Below are 25,113 nucleotides of genomic sequence, written 5' to 3' on the forward strand. Positions count from 1 at the left end.
TCTTATTCTTTAATTAAGAGTTCTTATTCTTCTTTATTACACGTTTTACACTTTGCGCTGAAGCTGTAGGTGAACGAGACTTGCAGCATGGAGTAGCAGTCCTGGTTTTTCCAGAGTCCGCTGCTCTTGATGCCATAAGGGTCTTTCACCCCATCCAGTTCATCGCTCAGCGAGAAATGGATGCTCCAATCTACGCCTACGTTCATCCGTTCGTTTATCTTGTATTTCGCCCCGATGCCCAAAGGCACGTTGGCGGTAAACACATTCTTCTGCTCTCCTTTCACAAAGGTGGCTCCCAGACCTCCGAAGATGAAAGGCACCAGCCTCCTGGCTCCTCTGTAGTCCCTGCCGGTGCCGTAAGGCCAGAAGTTGTACTCGAAGACGAGGCTCATATCCACCAGGGTATTGCTGAAGGAGTAGGCTTTCCCATCCAGGTCGGGATAATCGGTCTTCACCTTGTCGTTAGAGCCTTTCAGCTTGCCCAGCCCCAGGTTGAACCGCAGATCCTTGTAGGGATCGAAGCTGTATCTTCCCACGATGGCTGCCATCGGCTGCTGGTGGGCAAGGATATTGCCGTTCAGGTCGCCTTCATAGGCAACCAGTCCCACACCGGCACCTATCTCCAGACGATACTGGTAATCGTCTTGTGCCCTCATCACCTGCAACGGCAAGAGGAACAAGACCGGCAGCAACAAGCATTTACACAAGTTTCTCCTCATGTCTATACCTTATGCGATATGAATAGATTCCCGAGGGTCTTATTCGAAGATAGTCGGGTCCTTGATCCAGCCATCCTTGTTGAAGCGGCCCTTCCATACGCTGCCGTTTCTTACTACCCAGTAGAATTTGTCCTTGTCGCGGCAGAAGCCGAAGCGCTGGGTGGCAGCAGAGAATCCGGCTGGCATGGTTACGAGTGAATCTACACCCCATGTCAGTCCGTTGTTCTTGCTCTTATACCATTTGCCGTTGCTTCCGAGAGCTACGAAGCCAGAATCTGCACCGCAAACGAGCACCTGATCCATCATTGGCATCTTGCCACTCTGGAGAGAATCATATTCTATATAGTTCCATGCGCTTTCTGGAGCATTAGCAGAGTAATCAGCCACATGATTCCAGGTGGTAGCGATGGTATCGCCGTAGCTGGCATCACGGGTTCCCAGGAGGAGTACGTTCTCGGCATTCTTCACAGAAGCGATGGTAGAAACATTCATGCTCAGGTTCTGGGTTGGCAGGAGTGAGAAAGCTGCATCCAATTTCTGGGCAGCCCAGGTTGCGCCATTGTCCTTAGACACGGCGATGCCTGTAGCGGTGAAGGCATAGAGATACTTGCTGCTGGCACCTACCAACTGCTTGAGCTGGCTATCCTCGCCTACCTGATTCCAGGTTGCAGCATCAGTAGAAGCATACACCTTGCCATCTGAGAGGATATAGAGCTGATCGCCCATCTGTACGGCGTTCTGATAATCGGCAGCTGCGAAAGTCTGGTTGGCTGTTACCTCAGCCCAATTGTTACCATCGCTTGCAGCAGTCTTGTATATCTTCATTCCCCCGAGGGTCTTGCCGAATACATAGATATGGTTTCCGATATGGTTTTCCAGGGCAAGCACCTTCAAGTCGCTGAGTGCAGCGAGCTGCTCATTGAGTTGAGCCTTGGCTTGCCAGTTGAACTCATTGCCTTCCTGCTGATGCACGTTCACCTTTACGGTGTAAGTAACGTAGGCATTGAGCGAGTTGTTATATACACGAACCATTCGTGGCTGAGAGAAGTCGATGGAATCGGTGCTTGAATAATACTTTGCCGAGTCGATCTTCTCAGGGCAATTCTTGTTCATGATGAAGATAGGGCTGCTGTTCTTGCTGCTGATGGTAGCCAATACGGCAGCGGTCCTTGTCTTGGTAGGCAAGGAATCTACGTTATAGATATGGCGGGTAGCCTGATCTATATAAAAATGATAGTTAGCTCCATTCACTTTATCAGCGATCAGAGTATCCTTGCCTGCAGTAGTCTTCGTGTATCTACCGAGCTTTCCCAAAGAGAAACTCGTGATGGCCGTATCATTTGTATATTCTACTACCGTCTCGTCGCTGTTCAAGCATGAAGAGAGCGACAAAGTAGCTGCAACAAGTGCTATAAAAGCTAAAAATTTACTTTTCATTCTATCCAATTTTTCTTTTTAGCTGCAAATTTACTGAGAATTCTTTAAAAACTCGACCTTTTCTCCTTATTATTATGCAATTTATTGATTTTAGGCGCATTTTTTAAGTTTTTTAGTGATTTCGAGGCGTAAAAACGAAGAAATCCCGCTTCTTTTGCAAGAAACGGGATTCCATATACAGTATGAATTCGAAATGTCGAATTAGAGCTGTGGACCAGCTGCAACGAGAGCCTTACCAGCCTCGTTGTTTGTGTACTTAGCGAAGTTCTTGATGAAACGAGCAGCCAAATCCTTAGCCTTCTCCTCCCACTGAGAAGCATCAGCGTATGTATCGCGTGGATCCAAGATCTCAGTAGCTACACCTGGCAACTCTGTTGGAACCTTGAAGTCGAACATAGGGATCTGCTTTGTTGGAGCCTTGTCGATGTCACCGTTCAGGATAGCGTCAATGATACCACGTGTATCGCGGATAGAGATACGCTTGCCTGTACCGTTCCAACCTGTGTTAACGAGGTATGCCTTAGCATTGTTCTTGTTCATCTTCTTAACCAACTCCTGAGCGTACTTTGTTGGGTGCAACTCCAAGAATGCCTGACCGAAGCAAGCAGAGAATGTTGGAGTAGGCTCTGTGATTCCGCGCTCTGTACCAGCCAACTTAGCTGTGAAACCAGAGAGGAAGTAGTACTGAGTCTGCTCTGGAGTCAGGATAGATACTGGAGGCAATACACCGAATGCATCAGCTGACAGGAAGATAACCTGCTTAGCAGCTGGAGCAGAAGAACCTGGCTGGATGTTGTTGATGTGGAAGATTGGGTAAGAAACACGAGTGTTCTCAGTTACGCTCTTGTCAGCGAAATCAATCTTACCATCAGCAGCTACAGTTACGTTCTCGAGGAGAGCGTTGCGCTTGATAGCGTTGTAGATATCTGGCTCAGACTCCTTGTCAAGGTTGATAACCTTAGCGTAGCAACCACCCTCGAAGTTGAATACACCATTGTCATCCCATCCGTGCTCATCGTCACCGATCAACTTACGCTTAGGGTCTGTTGACAATGTAGTCTTACCTGTACCAGAAAGACCGAAGAAGATAGCTGTGTTCTCACCGTTCATATCGCAGTTAGCAGAGCAGTGCATAGAAGCCATACCCTTCAATGGCAAGAAGTAGTTCATCATAGAGAACATACCCTTCTTCATCTCACCACCATACCATGTGTTGATGATAACCTGCTCCTTAGATGTTACGTTGAAAGCAACGCAAGTCTCTGAGTTCAAGCCGAGCTCCTTGTAGTTCTCTACCTTAGCCTTAGAAGCGTTGTAAACAACGAAGTCTGGCTCGAATGCCTCAAGCTCCTCAGCTGTAGGACGGATGAACATGTTTGTTACGAAGTGAGCCTGCCAAGCAACCTCAACGATGAAACGAACAGCCATACGTGTATCCTTGTTAGCACCGCAGAAACCATCTACTACATAGAGGTTCTTGTTGCAGAGCTCCTTAACAGCGAGATCCTTAACAGTACCCCAAACCTGCTCAGACATTGGGTGGTTATCGTTCTTGTACTCCTCTGTTGTCCACCATACAGTGTCCTTAGAGTTCTCGTCCATTACGATGTACTTATCCTTAGGTGAGCGACCAGTGTAGATACCTGTCATAACGTTAACTGCACCTAACTCTGTCTGCTGACCCTTCTCGTAACCCTCGAGACCAGCCTTTGTCTCCTCCTCGAACAACTGCTCGTAAGAAGGATTGTGAGCGATTACTGTAGCACCAGTAATGCCGTACTTTGTCAAATCTAACTTTGCCATTTTTTCTAAATGTATTTAAGTTGTGAAATATTTTTTTCTGAAACTTTATCCTAATATTCAAAATGGGATTTCCAAAACCCTTTTTTCCTAAAACCGCCGCAAAGTTACAAAAAATATGTTTTATGGCAAAGATTCTTAGATAATATTCTTGCTTTTTAAAACCTTTTTAGGTTAAAGAATTAAAAAATCGACCAATTCATCTATAATTTGCCATATTGACTTTGCAAATATTCGCCGCAAATCTGCTTCATCTAAATTCATTTTCCACCTATTATATATATAGGGGTTCAGAAGACACATAAAAGCCCATGGATGACACCAGAAGAAGCCGGAAGGAAAAAATAACGGAAAACATTTTGCGGTTTCCGGATTTTGCCTTATCTTTGCAACACCTTTGCTGCATCTTGACAGATGATTTCAGCAGGAATAAACATCGATTGAAATAACAAGAATATAAATACTACGACTTATGAAAATTAATAATCTGAGCGAGCATAACTGCATCATCAACCGCTATCTGGCTGAGATGCGCGACTGCGAGTATCAAAAGAACCGACTCCTCTTCCGCAACAACATCAAGAGAATCGGCGAGTATGAGGCTTTTGAGATTTCAAAGACCCTCAATTACGAGAACAGAGACGTGACTACCCCTCTTGGTGTAGCCCAGGTTAATTTCCCTACCGACAAGATTGTCATCGGTACGATCTTCCGTGCCGGTCTGCCTTTCCATGAGGGTTTCCTCAATATCTTCGACCACTCCGGCAATGCTTTCGTGAGTGCCTATCGCGAATATACCAACAAGGAGCATACCGAGGTGGGGGTTCATATCGAGTATCTGGCTACTCCAGACCTTACCGGCAAGACGCTCATCATCGCCGACCCGATGCTTGCCACCGGTATCAGCATGGAGATGGGCATGAAGGCGCTCCTTACCAAGGGAACCCCTAAGCACATCCATGTAGCCTGCGTCCTGGCTTCGCCAGAGGGCATCGAGCACGTCAAGAAGACTTTCCCGGAGGATAAGACTACCATCTGGTGTGCTTCCATCGACGAGGGACTGAACGAGCACAAGTATATCGTACCAGGCTTCGGTGATGCGGGCGACCTCTGCTACGGAAGCAAGCTCTAAAGCGAAAAACGGCTGCACAGAAAGCCACTTTCGTTTTCACTCTTCACTCTTCACATTTTAGCGTTAATCAGCTAAGTATCAGCAAAATAAACTGGTGAAGAGTCAGGCTTCACTCTTCACCACTCTTCACCTCTCTTCACCTTATCACGAAGCTCAGCCATCATTGAAGACAGAAGCTGGTCATCATTGGAGACAGAAGTTGGTCATCATTGAAGACAGAAGCTAGTCATCATTGAAGACAGAAACGTTGTTCCTGAAATGATTTCGCCCTCCAAAAAAGTCAGGGTGAAGAGTGGTGAAGAGTGGTGAAGAGTCAGCCCCAACTCTTCACCCACAATACATACTGAATATCAGCAGTTTACACTCAAAACGTGAAGGGTGAAGAGTAAAAACGAAAGTAGCGTTTTATTCGCAGGAATACGATGCAGCAACGCTTGCCTTCAAAATTCCTTCACGACCTAACGAATCTTGCCTCACCACGGCAAGATATTGCCCTGGCAGAGGGCAATATTGTGCCGTAGTGAGGCAAAAACACAAATACCTAATAATGGAATGAGCTGCCGCCCAGGAACTCTCGCAAGAGGGAGGTTGGAGGCAGATTATTATAAGGTATTCCCTTGAAATACTTCAGGAACTTCAGCAGGCGGTAAGCCTCAGCAAATTCCTCACAATTCTCCGGCACCTGCTGCAACAGCGGTTCTGCCTGCATCTTGATGACCGACAACTCATAGAGCATCGCCGTGTTCAGCATGGCATCGGCATTCTCCTGGAATGGGAAAATCCACCTGTTCTCTCCGGATCTTACCGATGGCCAGCGGCGGATGGTTTCCTGGGCAGATACACCTCTATATTTATAGTCGCGGATGATGCGGCGCAGCAGACGATTATCCGTTGTAGGGATGTAATTGTGATTATCCAGCAGAATGGTGGTCAGCGCAGAAGCATACACACGGAAAATCTGCTCTTCAGGAATATGCGCCGTAAGCTCCGGATTCAGGGCATGGATTCCCTCTACCACCAGAACATTGTTAGGCTCCAGCTTCAGCTTTTTTCCACTCTTCACACTCTTGCCCGAAGGGAAATCGTATTTCGGCAGTTCCACCTCCTCGCCACGGAAGAGCGCATTAAACTGCTCGTTGAGCAAATCGAGATTCAGGGCATAGATACTCTCAAAATCATATTCTCCATTCTCATCCTTCGGCGTCTTATCCCTATCCACGAAGTAATCATCAAGCGAAATCTGCAGAGGCTTCAGTCCGTTTACGGCAAGCTGGATGCTCAATCGCTTGCAGGAAGTAGTCTTGCCCGAAGACGAAGGCCCTGCCAGCAGCACCAGCTTCACCCCTTCCCGGCTGGCAATCTCCTCGGCAATCTTCGCCAGCTTCTTCTCCTGCAGCGCTTCGCTGATATTGATGATATCCGTAGCATGTCCCGCGTCGATAGCCTGATTGAAGTCACCCACGGTTCTGATACCCAGGATTTCCTGCCAGCGATGATGCTCCTTGAAGATATCAAACATCTTGTCCTGCCGGGTCATTTCGCCCAGCTCATCCGGGTTGCTGACCGAAGGAATGCGCAGCAACATGCCATCATAGTACTTCTCCAACCCGAAGAGATAGAGCTGGGAGGTATTGGTAAGCAGGGTGCCATAATAATAATCCACATATTCACCTATTTTATAATAGGTGGTATAGATGGAACCCGAAGTTCTGAGAAGCTTCACCTTCTCCACATCGCCCTTTTCCTGGAAGAGGGCGATAGCCTCCTCGGTAGGCACCGTGAAGCGGCGTATCGGCATCTTGGAGTCGATGATCTCCTGCATGCGGCGGCGGAGGATGTTCATATCCTCATCTACTACCGGGCGCCCCAGACGGATATCCACATAGAATCCGTTGGATACCGGAATATCGATGACCACATCCGTATTCGGATAAATATCCTGCACCGCCTTGCACAGTACAAAGAAAAGCGTCCGGGTATAGGCACGCGAACCCGACGCAGAGTTCATATCCAGGAATTCTACATCCTTGGAGTTATAAACACGGTAATGCATACCTTCCACCTTGTTATTTACCCTCGCAGACACCGGTCCATGGGTCATTTTAAGGTCAAATGAAGAAAAAACATCAAAAAGTGTGCTTCCGATTTCGACTTTCTGAGATTTTTTATTATTTTTGCAACGGATTTGTATCTTCTGTTTCATTTGTGTTAAAACTATGTTACAAAGTTAATAATCTACAGCCTAACGAAGACCTCCCTGGAGGACGTTCACCAGGCCTGAGCAAGCCCTCAAGCGGAGCATTGCTTACAGAGCGTAAAGTTACGAAAAAAAACGTAAACTTGAAGATTTTGACAACATTAATTAAGTTATAATATGTCGATTTGGATATTTTTTAGGCTTATCGGAGCACTCGCCTTACTGATGTTTGGTATGAAGACCATGAGCGACAGTTTGCAGAAGATGGCAGGACCACAGCTCCGCCATGTGTTAGGAACTATGACCACCAATCGTTTGACGGGCATACTTTCGGGTACGCTCATCACGGCTGCCGTACAGTCTTCTACTGCTACAACAGTGATGACGGTTTCATTCGTAAATGCCGGTCTCCTCACCCTTGCCCAGGCTATTTCGGTTATCATGGGTGCCAATATCGGTACCACACTCACCGCCTGGATCATGAGTGCAGGATTCTCATTCAACATCACCGACTTTGTATGGCCAGCATTCTTCATCGCCATCATCCTCATCTATAGCAAGAAGCGCAAGATCATAGGCGATTTCATCTTCGGTATCTCCTTTATGTTCCTCGGCTTGGGTACACTTCGCCAAACCGGTATCGACATGGATCTGGCTCATAACCAGCCGGTTCTGGAGTTCTTCTCCAGCTTCGACCCTCACAGCTTCCAGACTACCATCACCTTCCTGCTCATTGGTAGTATCCTGACTATGTGTGTACAGAGTTCAGCAGCCGTCATGGCGATAACGATGATTCTCTGTTCTACCGGCGTACTGCCTATCTATCAGGGAATTGCACTCGTGATGGGTGAGAACATCGGTACCACCGTAACTTCCAACGTGGCAGCACTCACCGCAAACACGCAGGCGCGAAGAGCGGCAATGGCGCACATGGTGTTCAACATCTTCGGTGTGCTGTGGATACTCTGCGTATTCCGTCCGTTCATCCATCTGGTTTGCGGCTGGGTAGGCTATGATGACATGATGGAGAAAAACGATCCTCATTTCGTTGCCAATGCAGCCAAGCTGTCGTTCGTACTCGCCGCCTTCCATACCACGTTCAACCTCTCCAATACCTTTATCCTGGTATGGTTTATCCCACAGATAGAGAAGCTGGTATGCAAGATCATCCGTCCTAAGAAGAATGCCGACGAGGATGATTTCCGTCTGCGTTTCATCCAGAGCGGTATCATGAAGACTCCGGAAATCTCCGTGCTCGAGGCTCAGAAGGAGATCCACTGTTTCGCCGAGCGCATCCAGCGTATGTTCGGTATGGTGAAGGAACTCCTGGGCGAAACCAACGACGACAAGTTTATCAAGCTCTATACCCGCATCGAGAAATACGAGGGAATCTCCGACAACATGGAGATAGAGATTGCGAAGTATCTCGACCAGGTGAGCGATTCTCATCTTTCTGATGAGACCAAGGCGAAGATCCGCGCCATGCTGCGTGAGATTTCAGAGATTGAGAGTATCGGTGACAGCTGTTTCAACATTGCCCGCACCCTCAACCGCCGCATCCGTGGCAAGGAAGACTTCATTCCTTCTCAGTATGAGCACATGCACCAGATGATGGAGCTTACAGATAATGCCCTCACCCAGATGAACATCACCCTGGTGGGTCATAAGGTAGATAATGATGCCAACCTCTCTTTCAACATCGAGAACGAGATCAACAACTATCGCAACCAGTTGAAGAGTCAGAACATCAACGATGTAAACAACCATCTCTACACCTACGCCATCGGTACGATGTACATGGATATCATCCAGGAATGCGAGAAGCTCGGCGACTACGTGGTAAACGTAGTAGAGGCTCGTATGGGCGTAAGACAGCATGAGGCATAATATTAGTAGATAGTTAACAGTTTATTGTTTAAGAGGGTGTGCCATAAAACTTATGCCACACCCTCTGCCATTTTTTATCATTATCGATACTTTTGCTTCTTTACTCTTTCGGCTCTACTGCTTCAGGAAGGTCCAGAATCACCCCCAGCCCGTCCGAGAACGGCCTCCCCCAGATTCCACTTGATTCCTCCATTCTGACCTGCTACATAGTTGCAGAGCGGGATACCAGGATGGCTGAGGTTGGAAAGATAAAGCGGCTGATCCTCAACAAACTGCGGACAGGTGAAGGTATCCCCCTTTGCCAGCTTGCTGCTGATGCTCTCAATCACCTCGAAGGAATCATTGCCCCGGTACATGATGGTGAGCACTCTGCCCGGGCACCAGGTCAATCTCACCAGTTCCCCCTTCTGCAAGGCATCCGCTATAAGCTTACTCTTCACGAAGAAGCGGCTGGAAGACAACCCCTCCTGCCCACCTACAAAGGAAGCCCAATCAGGATAGCCCACCATGCGGGAAAGCAAATTGAGATTATACTTGCTCGGGTTGCATGGCGAAGCCACATATCCCCACATACGCTTCAGGGTACTCACCGAGATGGTCTCTCGGGTATAGCCCTCTATCTGACAGGAAAGAAACTCAAAGTCTTTAGGGGTCTTGATAGGTCTTCCTACTAAGGTTTCCACTTCCTGCTTCAAGTGCTCGAAAATATCAGGATTATAATTATCTATCATTTTCTATTCCTTTCTTTTTTTAGCAGCAAAGATACATATTTTTCCCCATTCTCAACCATACTTTTTCCATTTTCTTCATCAGTATTTAAAAATGAACCAATTTGAACCAATCCTGTCTCAAAAGTTTTTCGTAATTTTGCAGCGCAAATAGAAAATATAACTATCTATCAAACATAACCAAATAGGAAACCATCCCTTTTCTGGGGCAGGATTTTCGCTAAGAACAATACATAAACAGGCTCTTCTTTCTTAGAAATTAAGGAAGGAGAGCCTTTTTCTTAAAAAAAAGTTGGGCGATTAAGAAAAAAATCGTATCTTTGCCCCATATCTATCAATACGGAAAGTAGAAATCTTAAAATTACAGATTATGAATAGAATTTATCCTACTCTCAGTTTCATATTGCTGCTCGGTTTGCATGCAACACCAAGCTTTTCGCAGAACGATGACTTTGTGAAACAGTTCCAGCAGTCAAGACAGGCAATGCTGGATGATTACAACAAGTTCCGCAACACCATACTTACCGACTACGATAAGTATATGCAAGGCGTATGGAAAGAATACAAGAAGTTTAAGGGAGATGTGCGCTCGCAGGTTCCTAAGCCTAAGACACCACCAACATATACAGCTCCGAAACAGCCGGAGAAACCGGTTACCGTGAAGCCAAAGATGCCGGTAAGCCCGATCCTGATTCCGGAAGGCGGATTCGGAGATCTCGTAAACAGACCCGACCTCTCGAAGGTACCAGCCCTGCCAGACGATCCGCTGGCTAAGGTTCCTGCCGTTCCGGTAACTCCGGAAACTCCTGCAGAACCGGAGACTCCGAAGAAACCAGATCCAAAGGCTCCTACCGTCCGACCAAAAATAGAGCCGGTGAACAAACCGAAACTGCCAGAGGTGAAGCCTGATATTCCAGACATCGAATATACCGGTTCGGGTATCGAACTGCCGCTGATGCCTGCCGTAGCAGCCGTACCAATCATGCCTGCCCTGCCAAACGTGCCTCACGTCAACATTCCGGCAAGCAAGCAGACCTTCGATGTCAACTTCTATGGTGCAACCCTGCAGATGCAGAAGGCAACCCCACTCGCTTCCATGAGCATCAGCTCTACAGAGGATGTGGTGAACTACTGGAAGAATCTCAAGAAATCAGACCTCAAGGAAGTAACCCAGGCTTTCGCCACCGAATCGCGCAAGATGGGACTCAGCGACTGGGGTTCTGCCATGCTCGTAGAGAAATACATCGATACCGCCATGCCAAACGCCAGCCAGAACGAGAAGATCATCGCTTCGCAGTATGTGCTAGCCAACTGCGGCTATAACGTACGCCTCGCCCTGTGCGGCAACCACGTGGTGATGCTCATCCCTTACGTGGAGCACGTATTCGAGAAGTCGTACCTCAACATCGACGGCAAGCGCTACTACATCTATCCGAACGTAGAGGATGAAGGTTCCTTCCGTTCCTGCGAACTGCCTAAGGGCGCAGAGCTGGGCAAGGATATGGGACTGAGATTCACCGGCAAGATCGTGATTGGCGATGAAGCCAAGCCGTTCAGATATGAAGCTGCGGGCATCACCCTGCAGGGCGAAGTACCAACCGGCGTCATGCCGCTGCTCGATGAATACCCTATCATAGATATTCCTACCGTAGCCGCATCTGTAGTAGATAAGAGTCTGCGCGACGATGTGGTGAAGCAGATCAGAGCACAGGTACAGGATCTCGGCGAACAGGAAGCAGCCAACCGCATCCTGCGATTCATACAGATGGGATTCCCATACGCTACCGATGATGAGCAGTTCCATCGCGAGAAGTATTTCTACTTCGAGGAAAGTCTCTACTATCCTAAGAATGACTGCGAAGACCGCGCCATCTTCTATGCCTATCTGGTACACGAGATTCTCGGACTCGATGTACATCTCATCCAGTTCACAGGACACGAATGTACAGCCGTAGCCTTCCACGAGCCGGTAGAGAACGGTACCTCATACGAGTACAAGGGCAAGAAGTTCTACATCTGCGATCCTACCTATATCGGAGCCAAGATCGGTAAGTGTATGCCTAGCTATGCCAAGGAATCACCACAGATAGAAGTATGGTATTGATACATATATAATAAGGTATAGACACCTGATATAAGCAATAAACGCAAATAGCCGCATCTCACGCGAGATGCGGCTATCTGCATAATTGAAGCGTAACTCTATCATATTCTATTCATATTCCATGATATTCTCAAACTGATTCCATGCAGAATTGCGATAAGCATCGAAGCTGCCTTTGGGAACATACAGGATGACACGCTTGAAATCAGATTCACTGAAGACATCCTGAATTCTGGTCTTCCAGATGGCATTGCCGATGACTGGCGGCAAGGCGCTTCGGAAACAGATGCTGTGCAGATTCGGACTGTTCTCCACCATCTGCTTCATCACATGGAACTTGGTATCCGGGAACACCAGTTTCCTCAGATCAGGCTGATTGGCAAACGCCTTCTTTTCGATTTCATCTATCTTATAGGTCATACCCTGGAAGTTCACCGTTTTAGGTACCTCGATGCAGGAATCCTTGGAATTGGCTGCCCTGACCGACACGACTCCACCGCCCCACGACTTATAAGCCAGGTTTCCTATCTTAAACTCTGCCACCACATCGTATCCACGAGGAGGCTCGTTCACCTTATTATATATAAGCACGCCCGCAGTACTTACTGCCAACATGCCTGAAGCTATCCAGAAGGCAAGCAGGTTGCGATGCAGAGAAAGAATATGCTGGCACATGGCGGTCATATTGGGATATCGCTCCTCCAACGGACGGAGGCAACGCTTCAATCCCAGGCGATAAGAGAAATTCAGCTTCATCTTATCCAGGATAACGCCCACACTGTAGATATCATTGCGCACATCGGTAGGTCCGCCCTTCTGCTGTTCGGGAGAAACATATCCATCTGTTCCCGCCGGTTCCTTCAGTACGGCATAGCTGTCTGTATCAGCCAATCCGAAATCTATCAGCTTCAGCACGCTTCCATTACGGGTAACCATTATGTTGGAAGGTTTCAGGTCGCGATGCACCACCTGCATGTCGTGCACAAACTCAAGCACCTCGAGCAGCTGGTTGGCGATATGCACCCTTTCCTTCTTGGAATGAGGTTGCAGGAGCCACTCTTCCAGAGTCACTCCATCTATCCATTCCATCACGAGGCATTTACCATATCCGTCCACTTCTTCGATACCCGTCACCTCGACAACTCCGGGATGCTGGACATGCTTCATGATGTCGAATTCCTTCTGCAGCAAACCCTGATACACCTCGTTGTTACGCACAGCGGGAGCGAGTGCCTTCAAGATCCACCACCTGCCATCACGTTTGGCACGGATAAGGATATTAAAGCCACTAGCCGAGATTTCTGACATGTTGCTGAACTGCGCAGAAATCGTTTCTGAGGGAGGGAAATAAAAACCCGATACTTGCTCCATGCATGCAAAGATACAACTTTTTATAGAAACCCACACTATTTTTCAACATTTATCTCCTTTTTGAACAAAATCATGGTGATAAATCACCAAAAAGTCGTATCTTTGCAGCCGAAATTGCAATTTTATATATAATTAATGAAGATTTTAGTAACGGGTGCATCGGGTTTTATCGGCAGTTACATCGTAGAAGAAGCCTTGCGACAAGGCATGGAAACCTGGGCGGCAGTTCGCCCTACCAGTTCCAGAAAGTATCTGCAAGACGAGCGCATCCATTTCATCAACCTCAATCTTTCTTCAGAGGAAGAGTTGGAGAAGGAACTCGCTCCGCACGAGTTCGACTATATAGTGCATGCAGCTGGCGCTACCAAGTGTTTGCATGCAGAGGATTTCTATAAGGTAAACACCGAGGGCACCAAGCACCTGGTGAATGCCATCCTTCATCTGGGAATGCCAATCAAGCGATTTGTCTTTGTCAGCTCGCTCAGCATCTTCGGAGCCATCCGTGAGGAGCAACCTTATCAGGAAATCTGCGAGAACGATGTGCCTAAGCCTAATACGGCATACGGCAAGAGCAAGCTTGCCGCAGAGCGCTATCTCGACAGCATCGGCAACAACTTCCCTTATATCATCCTGCGCCCTACCGGCGTATATGGACCAAGAGAAAAAGACTATTTCCTCATGGCGCAGAGCATCAAGCAGCATGTGGATTTTGCTGTAGGATTCAAGCGCCAGGACATCACCTTCGTATATGTTCAGGATGTGGTACAGGCTGTTTTCCTTGCCCTGGACCATGGTATGAACGGCAGAAAATACTTCCTCAGCGATGGAGAAGTTTACCAGTCAGAAGCTTTCAGCAACCTGATTCATAAAGAATTGGGCAATCCATGGATGTTGCGCATCAAGGCTCCTATCTGGGTGCTCCGCATCGTAACCTTCTTAGGCGAGTATCTCGGCAGAATGACCGGTAGGATGTCGGCACTGAACAATGATAAGTATAACATCCTGAAACAACGCAACTGGCGTTGCGACATCGAACCAGCTATGGATGAGCTGGGATATCATCCCCACTATCCATTGGAAAGAGGCGTAAAGCTTGCCATCAAGTGGTACAAGGATAACGGATGGCTGTAAAAAAGCATATCATAAAGTTCAAATCTCAAAGTTCAAAGTAACACCGTGATAAAAGATTATTTTAAGATAGAAAAGAACCCCAAGAAGGGACTCCTGCCACTGGAATGGGTGATGCTGGGCTATATGGCGATAACAGTCATCACCATGCTCTTTACCTTTACCAAGGTAGTGAATCCGGAGTCGATGCTTTGGGGCAGGTTGAGAATTCTGGTCATGACCCTCGCCCTTTGGGGCGTATATCGCATGATTCCATGCAGGATAACGAAGATGGTGCGCATCATAGCACAGATCGCCCTGCTTGCCTGGTGGTATCCAGACACTTACGAAATCAACCGCATATTCCCCAACCTCGACCATCTCTTTGCGGGATGGGAACAGGATCTCTTCGGATGCCAGCCTGCCCTGCTCTTTGCCAAGGCACTGCCATGGGCGGTAGTGAGCGAACTGATGTCGATGGGATACTTCATGTATTATCCGATGATAGCAGCGGTAGTACTCTACTATTTCTTCTGCAGATACTATGAGGCAGAACGGGTTAGCTTTGTACTGCTTGCCAGCTTCTTCATCTACTATCTCATCTACATCTACGTGCCGGTGGTAGGACCCACGTTCTACTTCGACGCCGTAGGAGTGCAGGATATTGCCAAGGGCATCTTCCCGGCAATGGGCGATTACTTCAGCACCCATACCAACTGTCTGCCACCCCCAGGCTATACCGACGGAATCTTCTACCAGCTCGTAGAGGATGCCAAGGAAGCAGGAGAGCGACCTACCGCCGCCTTCCCGAGTTCGCACGTGGGCGTAAGCACCATCTGCATGCTCCTTGCCTGGCACAGCAGAAACCGCAAGCTGCTCTTCACCATGCTGCCATTCTACATCTTCCTGTGTATGGCTACCGTGTATATCCAGGCGCATTATCTCATCGATGCCATCGCCGGATGGATCTCTGCCGTAGTCATCTACTTCATGCTGATGGCAGTTTCAAAGAACATGAAATGATGCGGCATGGAAGATACAGGAAAGAAATCATTTTAATACATCAAACATAAATTAGAATTCATCTAGAACAATGAAGAAACTATTTATTGAAACTTATGGCTGCCAGATGAACGTGGCAGACAGTGAGGTAGTTGCCTCTGTGATGCAGATGGCAGGCTACGAGATTTGTGAGAAAGAAGAAGAGGCTGATGCCATCTTCCTGAACACCTGCAGTATCCGCGAGAATGCGGAGAACAAGATTTACCATCGCCTTGACACCCTGCATGCTGAGCAGAAGAAGGGAAGAAAGGTGATTCTCGGCGTATTGGGCTGTATGGCGGAACGAGTGAAGGATGACCTCATCCAGAACCACTATGCCAACCTGGTCTGTGGACCAGACAGCTATCTCAACCTGCCGGATATGATTGCGCAGTGCGAGATGGGTACCAATGCCATCAACATAGAACTTTCAAAGACCGAGACCTACCGTGACATCGTGCCTCAGCGCATCGGTGGCAACAGAGTGAGCGGTTTCGTAAGCATCATGCGTGGTTGCAACAACTTCTGCCACTACTGCATCGTGCCTTATACCCGTGGACGTGAGCGCAGCCGTGATGCCGAGAGCATCCTGCGTGAGGTTCGCGATTTGCAGCAGCGTGGTTTCAAAGAGGTTACCCTGCTGGGGCAGAACGTAAACAGCTACGGTCTCTCTCCATCGGGCAAGCGCGAGGAAGGCAGCCTTTCCTTTGCCGAACTCCTGCACATGGTAGCCCAGGCTGTGCCGGATATGCGTGTACGCTTCACCACCTCTAACCCAGAGGATATGACCGAGGACATTCTCCACGCCATTGCCGAAGAGCCAAACCTCTGCAAGCACATCCACTTCCCTGCACAGAGCGGAAGCAACAAGATATTGAAGCTAATGAACCGCAAATACACCCGTGAGGAGTATCTGCAGCGCATCGCTGACATCAAGCGCATCATCCCGGGCTGCGGCATCACCACCGACATCTTCGTGGGTTATCACGACGAAACCGAGGAAGACCATCAGGAAACCCTCTCGCTGGTGAAGGAAGTAGGCTTCGACAGCGCCTTCATGTTCAAGTATTCGGAGCGCCCAGGCACCTACGCAGCCAAGCATCTGCCAGACAACGTTTCTGAAGAAACCAAGATAGCCCGCCTCAACGAGCTCATCAAGCTGCAGACCGAGGTGAGTGCCGAGCAGAACAAGAAGGACGAGGGCAAGGAATTCACCATCCTCATCGAGAACTTCAGCAAGCGCAGCCGTGAGCAGATGATGGGTCGTACCGAACAGAACAAGGCAGTGGTCATCGACAAGGGTAACCACCACATCGGAGAGTTCGTAAAGGTCCGCATCACCGGTTCTACCTCTGCTACCCTCTTCGGAGAGGAAGTTAAAGAATAACAATTGCTCTTTAAAAGAAGAAAAACGGAGCAAAAAAGACTCTCCGATAAGAAAAAACTGAATAAAAGAAAAGAAAGACCGCCAAAAGTTTGGCGGTCTTCCTTAAAAACACTATATTTGCACCTATGAAGGAATTTTTGCAAATCTTACGACGATTCGTCCCTCCCTACAAGAAGCATCTAGGGTTATCAGTTCTGTTCAATATCCTGTCCGCGGTATTGAACATCTTTTCGTTTGCAGCCTTGATACCAATCCTGCAGATTCTCTTCCAGGTAGATGGCGGTATCCGTGCCAACGACTATATGGAATGGGACGGAACGCTGGGCAGCATCAAGGAAGTGGCAACCAACAACCTGTATTATTACATCCAGGAGTTTATCGTGGCGCACAGTGCATCGCTGGCTCTGCTGGTTATCGGCATGTTCCTTGCCTTCATGACATTCCTCAAGACGGGAGCCTACTTCCTCTCGTCAGCCACCATCATCCCTATCCGTACGGGTATTGTTCGCGATATCCGCAACCAGCTCTACCAGAAGATTACCTCCCTTTCATTGGGTTTCTTCAGCGAAGAGCGCAAGGGAGATATCATTGCCCGAATGAGTGGTGATGTGCAGGAAGTGGAGAACAGCATCATGTCGTCGCTCGATATGCTCTTCAAGAATCCTATTCTCATTCTCTTCTATTTCATCACACTCATCTGCATCAGCTGGCAGCTCACCCTCTTCACCATCCTCTTTGTGCCACCATTCGGTTGGTTCATGGGTGTTGTTGGAAAGAAGCTGAAGGCACAGAGCACCGAGGCGCAGTCGCTCTGGAGCGACACGATGAGTATGGTAGAGGAAACCCTGGGCGGATTGCGCATCATCAAGGCGTTCTGCGCCGAGGATAAGATGAACTGGCGCTTCAACCAGGTGAATAGCAGTTATCGCGACAACATCATGCGCGTGAACATCCGTCAGCAGATGGCTCATCCGATGAGTGAGTTTCTAGGAACCATCCTCATCGTAGTGGTATTGTGGTTTGGCGGCATCCTGGTTCTGGATTACGGCAGAATCGATGGTCCTACCATCATCTTCTATCTCGTGATGCTCTACAGCATCATCAACCCACTGAAGGAATTCTCCAAGGCGAGCTACAATATTCCAAAGGGATTGGCAAGCATGGAGCGTATCGACAAGATTCTGAAAGCCGAGATCGAAATCAAGGACAAGGAGAACCCAGAGCATATCAGCAGCTTCGAGCATCAGATAGAGTTCCGCCATGTTTCCTTCGCCTATACCGACCACCAGAACGATGAGTTGGTTTATGTATTGAAGGATATCAACCTGGTGATTCCTAAAGGAAAGACCATCGCACTGGTGGGACAGAGCGGTAGCGGAAAGAGTACGATGCTCGACCTGATTCCCCGTTACTACGATGTACAAGAGGGCGAGGTTCTTATCGACGGCATCAATGTGAAAGACCTTGCCGTGCACGATCTTCGCCAGCTGATAGGTAATGTAAACCAGGAAGCTATCCTCTTCAATGCCAGCTTCAAGGACAATATCCGATTCGGCAAGACCGATGCTACGGATGAAGAGATTGCCAATGCTGCAAAGATTGCCAATGCCTACGAATTCATCACCAAGTCGGAACATGGTTTTGATACCGGAATCGGTGACCGTGGCGGCAGACTCTCCGGAGGTCAGCGTCAGCGTGTAAGCATCGCCCGTGCCATCCTCAAGAATCCTCCTATCCTCATTCTCGACGAGGCAACCTCAGCTCTCGATACCGAAAGCGAGCGCCTGGTGCAGGATGCCTTGGAGAAGCTGATGAAGACCCGTACCACAGTGGCTGTCGCCCACCGACTGAGTACCGTCAAGCATGCCGACGAAATCTGCGTACTGCATGAGGGCAGGATTGTAGAGCGTGGTACCCACGATGAACTGATTAGAAAAGACGGATATTACAAGAAGTTGCATGATATGCAGCAGGTGTAATTGAGTAAAGAGTTAATAGTTAAAAATTTATAGTTTTACAGATGGTTAAGATTGTTTATGCATTCTTTTATGCAATATCGCTGCTGCCGTTCAGGTTGCTCTATTGCATTGCAGATTTCGAGTACTTGATGATGTATTACGTCATCAAGTACCGCAGAGGCATTGTGCGTAAGAATCTCACCAGCTCTTTTCCTGAGAAATCAGAAGAAGAGATCATCGACATCGAGAAGAAGTTCTATCGCTGGTTCAGCGATTACTTCTTCGAAGCTGTCAAACTGCTCAGCATCAGTGACAAGGAGTTGCGCCAGCGCTTCCAGGTCATCAACAGCGAGGAGGTGGAGCAATGTTTCCAGGAAGGTCAGAATGTGGCAGGCATCCTGGGACATTACTGCAACTGGGAATGGCTCTCGTGCGTAGGCATCGAACTGCCTAAGTCACGCAAGATGGGCCTCATCTATCATCCTCTGCGCAACCATGCCTTCGACGAGCTCTTCAAGCGCATCCGTTCTCACGAGGAGAATGGCGTGGTAGTTCCTAAGAAAGACATCCTCCGCTATCTGGTGGATTACAAGCGCAAGGGCATCATGAGCATCTTCGGCTACATCAGCGACCAGGGACCCAAGTGGGAGAACATCCACCTGTGGCTACCTTTCCTCAATCATCCCGAAACCCCAGTGTTTACTGGCGGCGAGAGAATCATGAGAAAGATGAACGATGCCGTGTTCTATGTAGAGATGTCGCGCCCGAAGCGAGGCTACTATACGGCAACCTACAAGCTCATCACCCGCGAGCCGAACACCCTGCCGGAACACGAGATTACCCGTCGCTTCTTCCAGATGCTGGAAGCCACCATTCGCCAGAATCCACCTTATTATTTATGGACGCATAACAGATGGAAGCGAACCAGGGAGGAGTTTGACAAGCGATATGAAATCAAAAATGGTAAAGTAATTCCTAAAGAATCATGAGAATAGTTCTTTTCTGTGAAAACAAGTATGCCATAGACATACTTAATCCGATACAAGAACATGTGACAAAGCAACATTTGCCACACGAGATATTGTGGTATATCCACAAACCAAAGATAGATAGTTTTCCATATGCCGACCAGGTAAAATGGACCAATTCTATTCAGGAAGTCTATGACTTCCAGCCAGAGGCTATCTATGTGCCAGGCAACATAGTACCTTACTATCTGCCAGGCGTCAAGATACAGGTATTCCACGGCTATGCCGCAGAGAAGAAAGACCACTGGATTATCCGTCGTTACTTTGACACCTATTTCACCCAAGGTCCTTACTTCACTTCCCACTTCGAGGCTCTGGCCAAGAGATATGGAGATTTCGAGGTGTTGGAAACGGGATGGCCTAAGCAGGATTGGATCAAGGAAAACCAGCATAAATATGATGCTGACCGAGAGAAACTGCTCAGGGAAAGCGGCAAGGAGACCTTAATTCTTTACGCTCCTACCTTCTCGCCAAAACTCACTTCTCTTCCTTATATCAAGGAAGAGCTGGGCAAGCTGGCTAAGGAACGCAATGCTCTGGTAGTAATGAAGTTCCATCCGCTTACCCGTCAGGAATGGGTAGATGAATACCGTGAATGGGCTGCAACCAAGAAGGATGTTCTCTTCATCGACAAGGGAGAGAACGTAACCAAATATCAACTGATGGCAGATACGCTCATCAGCGATACCTCTTCTACCATCTATGAGTTCCTGCTGCTCTCTCGCCCAGTAATCACCCTCGGCACCATATCCAAGGATATCTACTGGGAGAACATCACGGAACCTGATCAGCTGATTGCCGCCTACGACCATGCCCTCACAGACCCTGAGGCGATAGCCAAGAGACAATGGATAGTAGACAACTACGATCCATATTTGGACGGCAACGTATGCCAGCGCATGCTCGACGGAGCAGAAGACTACCTCCGTCGCCATGGTGTACCAAAGAAGAGAAAGCTGAATCTCTGGCGTAAATATACCAGCATCAAGACATTTGGAAGAATCAAAAAAGAATAAAGATATGCTTAATTTTACAGTAGGACCTGTGATGGCAAGCGATGAGGTTAGAGCCATCGGCGCTGAGCAGGTGCCTTATTTCAGAACAGTAGAGTTCTCCGCCATCATGAAGGAGAATGAACAATTGATGAAGCAGTTTGCCAAGGCTTCAGACGATGCCCGCACAGTTTTTATCACAGGTTCGGGCACAGCCTCTATGGAAGCCGTGGTCATGAATGTATTCACTCCTGCCGACAAAGTACTGGTAGTGAATGGCGGTAGCTTTGGTCACCGATTCGTACAACTCTGTGAAATTCATGAGATTCCACATACAGAAATCAAGCTTGAGATGGGGACTCCACTCACGGCAGAAGACCTCAAGCCATACGAGGGACAAGGCTACACCGGCTTCCTCGTCAATCTACATGAGACTTCTACCGGCGTACTCTACGACATCCAGATGATCAGCGACTTCTGTCATCGCAACCATATTTTCCTGGCCGTAGATTCCATCAGTTCTTTCCTCGCGGACCCATTCAACATGAAGGAACTCGGCGTGAACGTAATGATTACGGGTTCACAGAAGGCACTGGCATGTCCTCCAGGCATCTCTGTCATCATTCTCGATACAGAGGCAATCAAGCGAGTAGAGGCAAACAATGTTAAGTCGATGTATTTCGACCTGAAGGATGCCTTGAAGAATGGTGAGCGTGGACAGACTCCTTTCACCCCAGCCGTAGGAACCTTACTGCAGATTCATGCCCGCCTGAAGGAGATAGAGCGCAATGGCGGTGTAGAGAGCGAGAACCAGCGCATGAAAATGCTTGCAGAAGATTTCAGAAGCAAGATCAAGGACCTGCCATTCACCATCGTTTCCCAATCGATGTCAAATGCCGTTACTCCTCTGCATCCACAGAACGCCTCAGCCTACGACATCTTCCTGAAACTGAAAGACGAATATGGCATCTGGGTATGTCCTAATGGTGGCGACATGGCAGAAAAGATATTCCGTGTAGGTCATCTCGGCAACCTGAGTCCAAAAGACAACACCACTCTCGTTGATGCACTGAAGGATATGCAGGCTAAGGGACTGCTATAATATATATAATAAGGTATAGAGAACTTTCAAGATAGAGAAACTTATGGTTAAAGTCATCACATATGGTACTTACGACCTGCTTCATTATGGTCACATCCGTCTCCTGGAGCGCGCCAAAGCTTTGGGCGACTACCTCATCGTGGGCGTAACCTCGGATACCTTCGACCGTGAGCGTGGCAAAATCAATGTACAACAATCCCTCATGGAACGAGTGGAAGCCGTGCGTGCCACTGGCATTGCCGATGAAATCATCATCGAGGAATACGAGGGACAGAAGATTGACGACATCAAGCGACTGGACGTAGATATCTTTACCGTAGGTTCTGACTGGAGAGGCAAGTTTGACTATCTCAACGCCTATTGCAAGGTGGTTTATCTAGACCGCACTCAGGGCGTATCGAGCACGGAGATCAGAAGCGAGCAGCAGGTGGTTCGCCTCGGACTGGTTGGCGAATCGCCTATCCTCAACAAGATAGAGCGGGAAAGCCAATATGTCAATGGATTGGAGGCAGGAAAGGTTTTCTCCCTCAACGACCAATATCTCTCAGAGAATCTGCAGGCAGCGGAAAAGCAGGCTGCCAGTTTTCAGGAACTCCTGGATGAAAGCGATGCGCTCTATGTTATCTCTGCCCCAAGCAAGCACTATGCTCAAATAAAGGAGGCATTAGAAGCTGGCAAACACGTATTGTGCGAATCGCCTATCACTCTTCAGCCTCAGCAATGGAAAGAACTCAAGAAAATAGCAAAAGATAAGAAGGTAGTCTTGATGGATTCTATCAAGACCGCCTATTCCGTAGCCTATTACCGACTCTTACTCTTGGCTAAGGGCGGTATCATCGGTGATATCATGTCGGTGGATGCAACCTGCACCAGTCTCGTAGACTTTGACCCGACCCAGGATTCACAGAAGAGTCTTTACGAATGGAACAGTATCTGCGCCTGGGGACCGACGGCACTCCTGCCTATCTTCCAGCTTCTGGGCACAGAATACAGCAGCAAACAGATAGCCACTCACTTCCTGGACGAGGCAAAACGCTATGATGCCTTTACCAAGATATCCTTCCTCTATCCTCATGCCGTAGCTTCGCTGAAGGTTGGTCAAGGCGTGAAGTCGGAAGGCGAATTGATTATCTCGGGCACCAAGGGATACATCTACGTACCAGCCCCATGGTGGAAGACCGATTACTTCGAGGTGAGATACGAGAATCCGCAGAACAACAAGCGCTACTTCTACCAGCTGGATGGAGAAGGGTTGCGCTATATGCTCCTCTCCTTCCTCAAAGCCATCCGCACCGGCAAGGACTTCTCGTATGTATCCGATGACATATCAGAAGAAATCGTCAAGACTATCGCCAATTTCGAGGCAAGAAAAGACATGGTCATCATATAGATTCGTCTACATGACGTCCATTTCCTTTCTTGAAAGCTTTTTCCTTTTAGTCTTAACGGCATTTATATAATTTAACAACTATTAGTGCAAGAAAGCACAAGTTTCTCTGTTATTATACATATAAAAATAAGCAAAAACAATAATACGATGAATCAGAAATTGTTAAAAAGCCATACGATATTGGCGATTTGTATTCTAATCTTATCCGTCATCCCTGTTGTGGCAATAGGTCCCTATCTCCATCAGTTTGCAGATGACTATGTATTCGGAGCTCCTGTCTACAAGGCTTGGACTGCCACCCATTCATTTGGGGCATGTATTCAGGCGGCCTGGGCAGAATCCATGCATATCTACCAGACATGGCAGGGTACCTATTCGGCATGTTTCCTGATGGCATTACAACCTGGAATTTTTGGCAAATACTGGCTTGTACCGATTATTCTATTGGGAAGTCTAATTCTTTCCACCTATACACTGGGATACACAATATTACGCAGATTGCTACATATCAGCAAATTGGAATACACTTTCATTTCTACTCTATTTGTATTAATGACCGTACAGTTCGTATGGTCGTTCTACGATGCATTCTGCTGGTATAACGGAGCGATGTACTATACCTTATATTATAGTATTTCTTTGTTTCTTGCCTCCCTACTCATCGAATTCCATCTTACAAAATCTATCATAGCGAAAATCATCATCACGCTGGTTTCCGCAGCACTCGCCATATTCATTGCCGGCGGCAACTTTGTTACCGGTCTGGGTATGCCAGCCATTCTCTTTATGGCAATCGTATGGATGTGGGTGGAGAGGAAGAAGACTCCTTTCTTCTTGCTTTCTATCCTTATCATTTATGCCTGCGCTTTTGCTTTCAGTGTATTTGCACCAGGCAATACTGTCCGCCAATCCACAGTCACCAGTCAACCGAATGTGGTTTCAGCCTTCTTTATTGCGATAGCAAAGGGCATAGAATTTCTCGCTGATGCCATTAAAATCACAGAAATACTCATGTTTACCATTCTCATACCTTTCCTTGCAAGATTAGCCAAGGCATCCCACTTTAGGTTTTCTCATCCATGGCTTTATCTGCTCATCTCTTTCCTACTTTATTGCGCCTTCTTTTTTCCAAACAGCTATGCCATGGGAACCAAAGGAGCAGACAGAACACAGAATGTATACTTCTATGTGCATCTGTGGATGATTTGCTTCAATATCTACTATCTTTCTGGTGCTCTTCAGCGCAGAGCGGCTAATCTGGAACCAATAAGCGTTGCTATTGTAAACTTGACAGAGGCAATCAGACTGAAATATAATAAATACTTCAGATGGCTACCGGTATATTACTGGCTTGTGTTGGTACTTTCTATCACAGCAAAGCCAACTACTACCAACAGAACACTCTCCTTGCTGCGTAGAGGAACAGCACAGAAGTTTGACCTAGAAATGCAGCAGCGCGAAATTGCCGTAAAGCAAAGCAAGGCAGATCATCTGGTATTAAATCCGCTTACCGTAAAGATGCCATCCGATGCCTTCCATGATATCACTATTTATCCAGGTTATTGGATTAACCGAGGTATGGCAAACTATTATGGCAAGAAAACGGTAGTAGCATTACCTTTCGATGATGGCGAAGAAACGCCAGCCAAGTTGTTAAAACGCTGCCGTGATGAAGTAGGTCCAGGCGGAATGACCTTTATCGAAGGAAAATAAATCAGAAATAACAATATCAT

Annotated in this window: 19 protein-coding genes; 13 read left to right on the forward strand and 6 right to left on the reverse strand. The window is 47.7% G+C overall.

Features of this window, described 5'->3' with window-relative positions; translation table 11 throughout:
* Positions 1-23: 23 nt before the first annotated feature.
* The 3 genes from DW830_RS00470 to pckA form a co-directional block, all read right to left on the reverse strand.
* On the reverse strand, positions 24-719 hold the full coding sequence (locus DW830_RS00470) for a DUF6089 family protein (RefSeq protein WP_119248471.1): 696 nt from the start codon (positions 717-719) through the stop codon (positions 24-26).
* Between the two features lie 39 nt (positions 720-758).
* Complete coding sequence (locus DW830_RS00475) at positions 759-2,156, reverse strand: DUF6242 domain-containing protein (RefSeq protein WP_147487169.1); 1,398 nt, start codon at positions 2,154-2,156, stop codon at positions 759-761.
* Positions 2,157-2,357: 201 nt separating this feature from the next.
* Positions 2,358-3,959 (reverse strand): phosphoenolpyruvate carboxykinase (ATP), encoded by a 1,602-nt coding sequence (gene pckA / locus DW830_RS00480; RefSeq protein ID WP_117662613.1) that lies wholly within the window; start codon positions 3,957-3,959, stop codon positions 2,358-2,360.
* A 469-nt stretch (positions 3,960-4,428) separates the two neighbouring features.
* On the opposite strand from pckA, the gene upp reads away from it, so the two are divergent.
* Together upp and DW830_RS16840 are read left to right on the forward strand one after the other, a co-directional pair.
* Positions 4,429-5,088 carry a uracil phosphoribosyltransferase gene (gene upp / locus DW830_RS00485; protein ID WP_119248473.1) on the forward strand — a complete coding sequence of 220 codons (660 nt, stop codon included), beginning with the start codon at positions 4,429-4,431 and terminating at the stop codon, positions 5,086-5,088.
* A 94-nt stretch (positions 5,089-5,182) separates the two neighbouring features.
* Positions 5,183-5,314 carry a hypothetical protein gene (locus DW830_RS16840; protein WP_255415596.1) on the forward strand — a complete coding sequence of 44 codons (132 nt, stop codon included), beginning with the start codon at positions 5,183-5,185 and terminating at the stop codon, positions 5,312-5,314.
* Positions 5,315-5,629: 315 nt separating this feature from the next.
* Here the strand turns inward: DW830_RS16840 and DW830_RS00490 are convergent, their stop codons facing one another.
* Positions 5,630-7,291, reverse strand: a complete 1,662-nt coding sequence (locus DW830_RS00490) for a nucleoside kinase (protein ID WP_119248474.1) — start codon at positions 7,289-7,291, stop codon at positions 5,630-5,632.
* 171 nt (positions 7,292-7,462) lie between these two features.
* Between DW830_RS00490 and DW830_RS00495 the strand changes: the two genes are divergently transcribed.
* Positions 7,463-9,172 carry a Na/Pi cotransporter family protein gene (locus DW830_RS00495; protein WP_119248475.1) on the forward strand — a complete coding sequence of 570 codons (1,710 nt, stop codon included), beginning with the start codon at positions 7,463-7,465 and terminating at the stop codon, positions 9,170-9,172.
* Positions 9,173-9,294: 122 nt separating this feature from the next.
* Here DW830_RS00495 and DW830_RS00500 read toward each other — a convergent pair whose 3' ends face one another.
* Positions 9,295-9,903 (reverse strand): hypothetical protein, encoded by a 609-nt coding sequence (locus tag DW830_RS00500; protein ID WP_119248476.1) that lies wholly within the window; start codon positions 9,901-9,903, stop codon positions 9,295-9,297.
* Between the two features lie 367 nt (positions 9,904-10,270).
* On the opposite strand from DW830_RS00500, the gene DW830_RS00505 reads away from it, so the two are divergent.
* The gene (locus DW830_RS00505; protein ID WP_119248477.1) at positions 10,271-12,004 is read left to right on the forward strand and encodes a hypothetical protein; all 1,734 of its coding nucleotides are present in this window, start codon (positions 10,271-10,273) and stop codon (positions 12,002-12,004) included.
* 108 nt (positions 12,005-12,112) lie between these two features.
* Here the strand turns inward: DW830_RS00505 and DW830_RS00510 are convergent, their stop codons facing one another.
* Positions 12,113-13,312 (reverse strand): serine/threonine protein kinase, encoded by a 1,200-nt coding sequence (locus DW830_RS00510; RefSeq protein ID WP_158573402.1) that lies wholly within the window; start codon positions 13,310-13,312, stop codon positions 12,113-12,115.
* 198 nt (positions 13,313-13,510) lie between these two features.
* Between DW830_RS00510 and DW830_RS00515 the strand changes: the two genes are divergently transcribed.
* The 9 genes from DW830_RS00515 to DW830_RS00555 all read left to right on the forward strand — a co-directional run bounded on the left by DW830_RS00515 (position 13,511) and on the right by DW830_RS00555 (position 25,093).
* Complete coding sequence (locus DW830_RS00515; protein ID WP_119248479.1) at positions 13,511-14,506, forward strand: NAD-dependent epimerase/dehydratase family protein; 996 nt, start codon at positions 13,511-13,513, stop codon at positions 14,504-14,506.
* Positions 14,507-14,551: 45 nt separating this feature from the next.
* Complete coding sequence (locus tag DW830_RS00520) at positions 14,552-15,505, forward strand: phosphatase PAP2 family protein (RefSeq protein WP_119248480.1); 954 nt, start codon at positions 14,552-14,554, stop codon at positions 15,503-15,505.
* Positions 15,506-15,575: 70 nt separating this feature from the next.
* Complete coding sequence (miaB, locus tag DW830_RS00525; RefSeq protein ID WP_022110614.1) at positions 15,576-16,910, forward strand: tRNA (N6-isopentenyl adenosine(37)-C2)-methylthiotransferase MiaB; 1,335 nt, start codon at positions 15,576-15,578, stop codon at positions 16,908-16,910.
* Positions 16,911-17,035: 125 nt separating this feature from the next.
* Positions 17,036-18,889 carry an ABC transporter ATP-binding protein gene (locus tag DW830_RS00530; protein ID WP_119248481.1) on the forward strand — a complete coding sequence of 618 codons (1,854 nt, stop codon included), beginning with the start codon at positions 17,036-17,038 and terminating at the stop codon, positions 18,887-18,889.
* A 41-nt stretch (positions 18,890-18,930) separates the two neighbouring features.
* Entirely contained in the window at positions 18,931-19,857 is a 927-nt protein-coding gene (locus tag DW830_RS00535) for a lysophospholipid acyltransferase family protein (RefSeq protein WP_119248482.1), read from the forward strand.
* Positions 19,854-20,912: a CDP-glycerol glycerophosphotransferase family protein gene (locus DW830_RS00540; protein WP_119248483.1), complete on the forward strand. Its 1,059-nt coding sequence runs from the start codon at positions 19,854-19,856 to the stop codon at positions 20,910-20,912. The genes DW830_RS00535 and DW830_RS00540 overlap by 4 nt, the downstream gene beginning before the upstream one ends.
* Positions 20,913-20,916: 4 nt before the next feature.
* Positions 20,917-21,990 carry a pyridoxal-phosphate-dependent aminotransferase family protein gene (locus tag DW830_RS00545; RefSeq protein WP_119248484.1) on the forward strand — a complete coding sequence of 358 codons (1,074 nt, stop codon included), beginning with the start codon at positions 20,917-20,919 and terminating at the stop codon, positions 21,988-21,990.
* Between the two features lie 43 nt (positions 21,991-22,033).
* Entirely contained in the window at positions 22,034-23,380 is a 1,347-nt protein-coding gene (locus DW830_RS00550; protein WP_119248485.1) for a Gfo/Idh/MocA family oxidoreductase, read from the forward strand.
* 147 nt (positions 23,381-23,527) lie between these two features.
* Positions 23,528-25,093 carry a DUF6056 family protein gene (locus DW830_RS00555; protein ID WP_147330148.1) on the forward strand — a complete coding sequence of 522 codons (1,566 nt, stop codon included), beginning with the start codon at positions 23,528-23,530 and terminating at the stop codon, positions 25,091-25,093.
* Positions 25,094-25,113: the final 20 nt, after the last annotated feature.

Origin of the sequence: Prevotella sp. AM34-19LB (assembly GCF_003468525.1) — a bacterium.
In the GTDB taxonomy this organism is placed as follows: domain Bacteria; phylum Bacteroidota; class Bacteroidia; order Bacteroidales; family Bacteroidaceae; genus Prevotella.

Bases quoted from the DNA above. Each gene is read 5' to 3' on its own strand.
- DW830_RS00470 (WP_119248471.1), bottom strand. From the start codon at position 719: ATGAGGAGAAACTTGTGTAAATGCTTGTTGCTGCCGGTCTTGTTCCTC.
- DW830_RS00475 (WP_147487169.1), bottom strand. From the start codon at position 2,156: ATGAAAAGTAAATTTTTAGCTTTTATAGCACTTGTTGCAGCTACTTTG.
- pckA (WP_117662613.1), bottom strand. From the start codon at position 3,959: ATGGCAAAGTTAGATTTGACAAAGTACGGCATTACTGGTGCTACAGTA.
- upp (WP_119248473.1), top strand. From the start codon at position 4,429: ATGAAAATTAATAATCTGAGCGAGCATAACTGCATCATCAACCGCTAT.
- DW830_RS00490 (WP_119248474.1), bottom strand. From the start codon at position 7,291: ATGAAACAGAAGATACAAATCCGTTGCAAAAATAATAAAAAATCTCAG.
- DW830_RS00495 (WP_119248475.1), top strand. From the start codon at position 7,463: ATGTCGATTTGGATATTTTTTAGGCTTATCGGAGCACTCGCCTTACTG.
- DW830_RS00500 (WP_119248476.1), bottom strand. From the start codon at position 9,903: ATGATAGATAATTATAATCCTGATATTTTCGAGCACTTGAAGCAGGAA.
- DW830_RS00505 (WP_119248477.1), top strand. From the start codon at position 10,271: ATGAATAGAATTTATCCTACTCTCAGTTTCATATTGCTGCTCGGTTTG.
- DW830_RS00510 (WP_158573402.1), bottom strand. From the start codon at position 13,312: ATGTCAGAAATCTCGGCTAGTGGCTTTAATATCCTTATCCGTGCCAAA.
- DW830_RS00515 (WP_119248479.1), top strand. From the start codon at position 13,511: ATGAAGATTTTAGTAACGGGTGCATCGGGTTTTATCGGCAGTTACATC.
- miaB (WP_022110614.1), top strand. From the start codon at position 15,576: ATGAAGAAACTATTTATTGAAACTTATGGCTGCCAGATGAACGTGGCA.
- DW830_RS00530 (WP_119248481.1), top strand. From the start codon at position 17,036: ATGAAGGAATTTTTGCAAATCTTACGACGATTCGTCCCTCCCTACAAG.
- DW830_RS00535 (WP_119248482.1), top strand. From the start codon at position 18,931: ATGGTTAAGATTGTTTATGCATTCTTTTATGCAATATCGCTGCTGCCG.
- DW830_RS00540 (WP_119248483.1), top strand. From the start codon at position 19,854: ATGAGAATAGTTCTTTTCTGTGAAAACAAGTATGCCATAGACATACTT.
- DW830_RS00545 (WP_119248484.1), top strand. From the start codon at position 20,917: ATGCTTAATTTTACAGTAGGACCTGTGATGGCAAGCGATGAGGTTAGA.
- DW830_RS00550 (WP_119248485.1), top strand. From the start codon at position 22,034: ATGGTTAAAGTCATCACATATGGTACTTACGACCTGCTTCATTATGGT.
- DW830_RS00555 (WP_147330148.1), top strand. From the start codon at position 23,528: ATGAATCAGAAATTGTTAAAAAGCCATACGATATTGGCGATTTGTATT.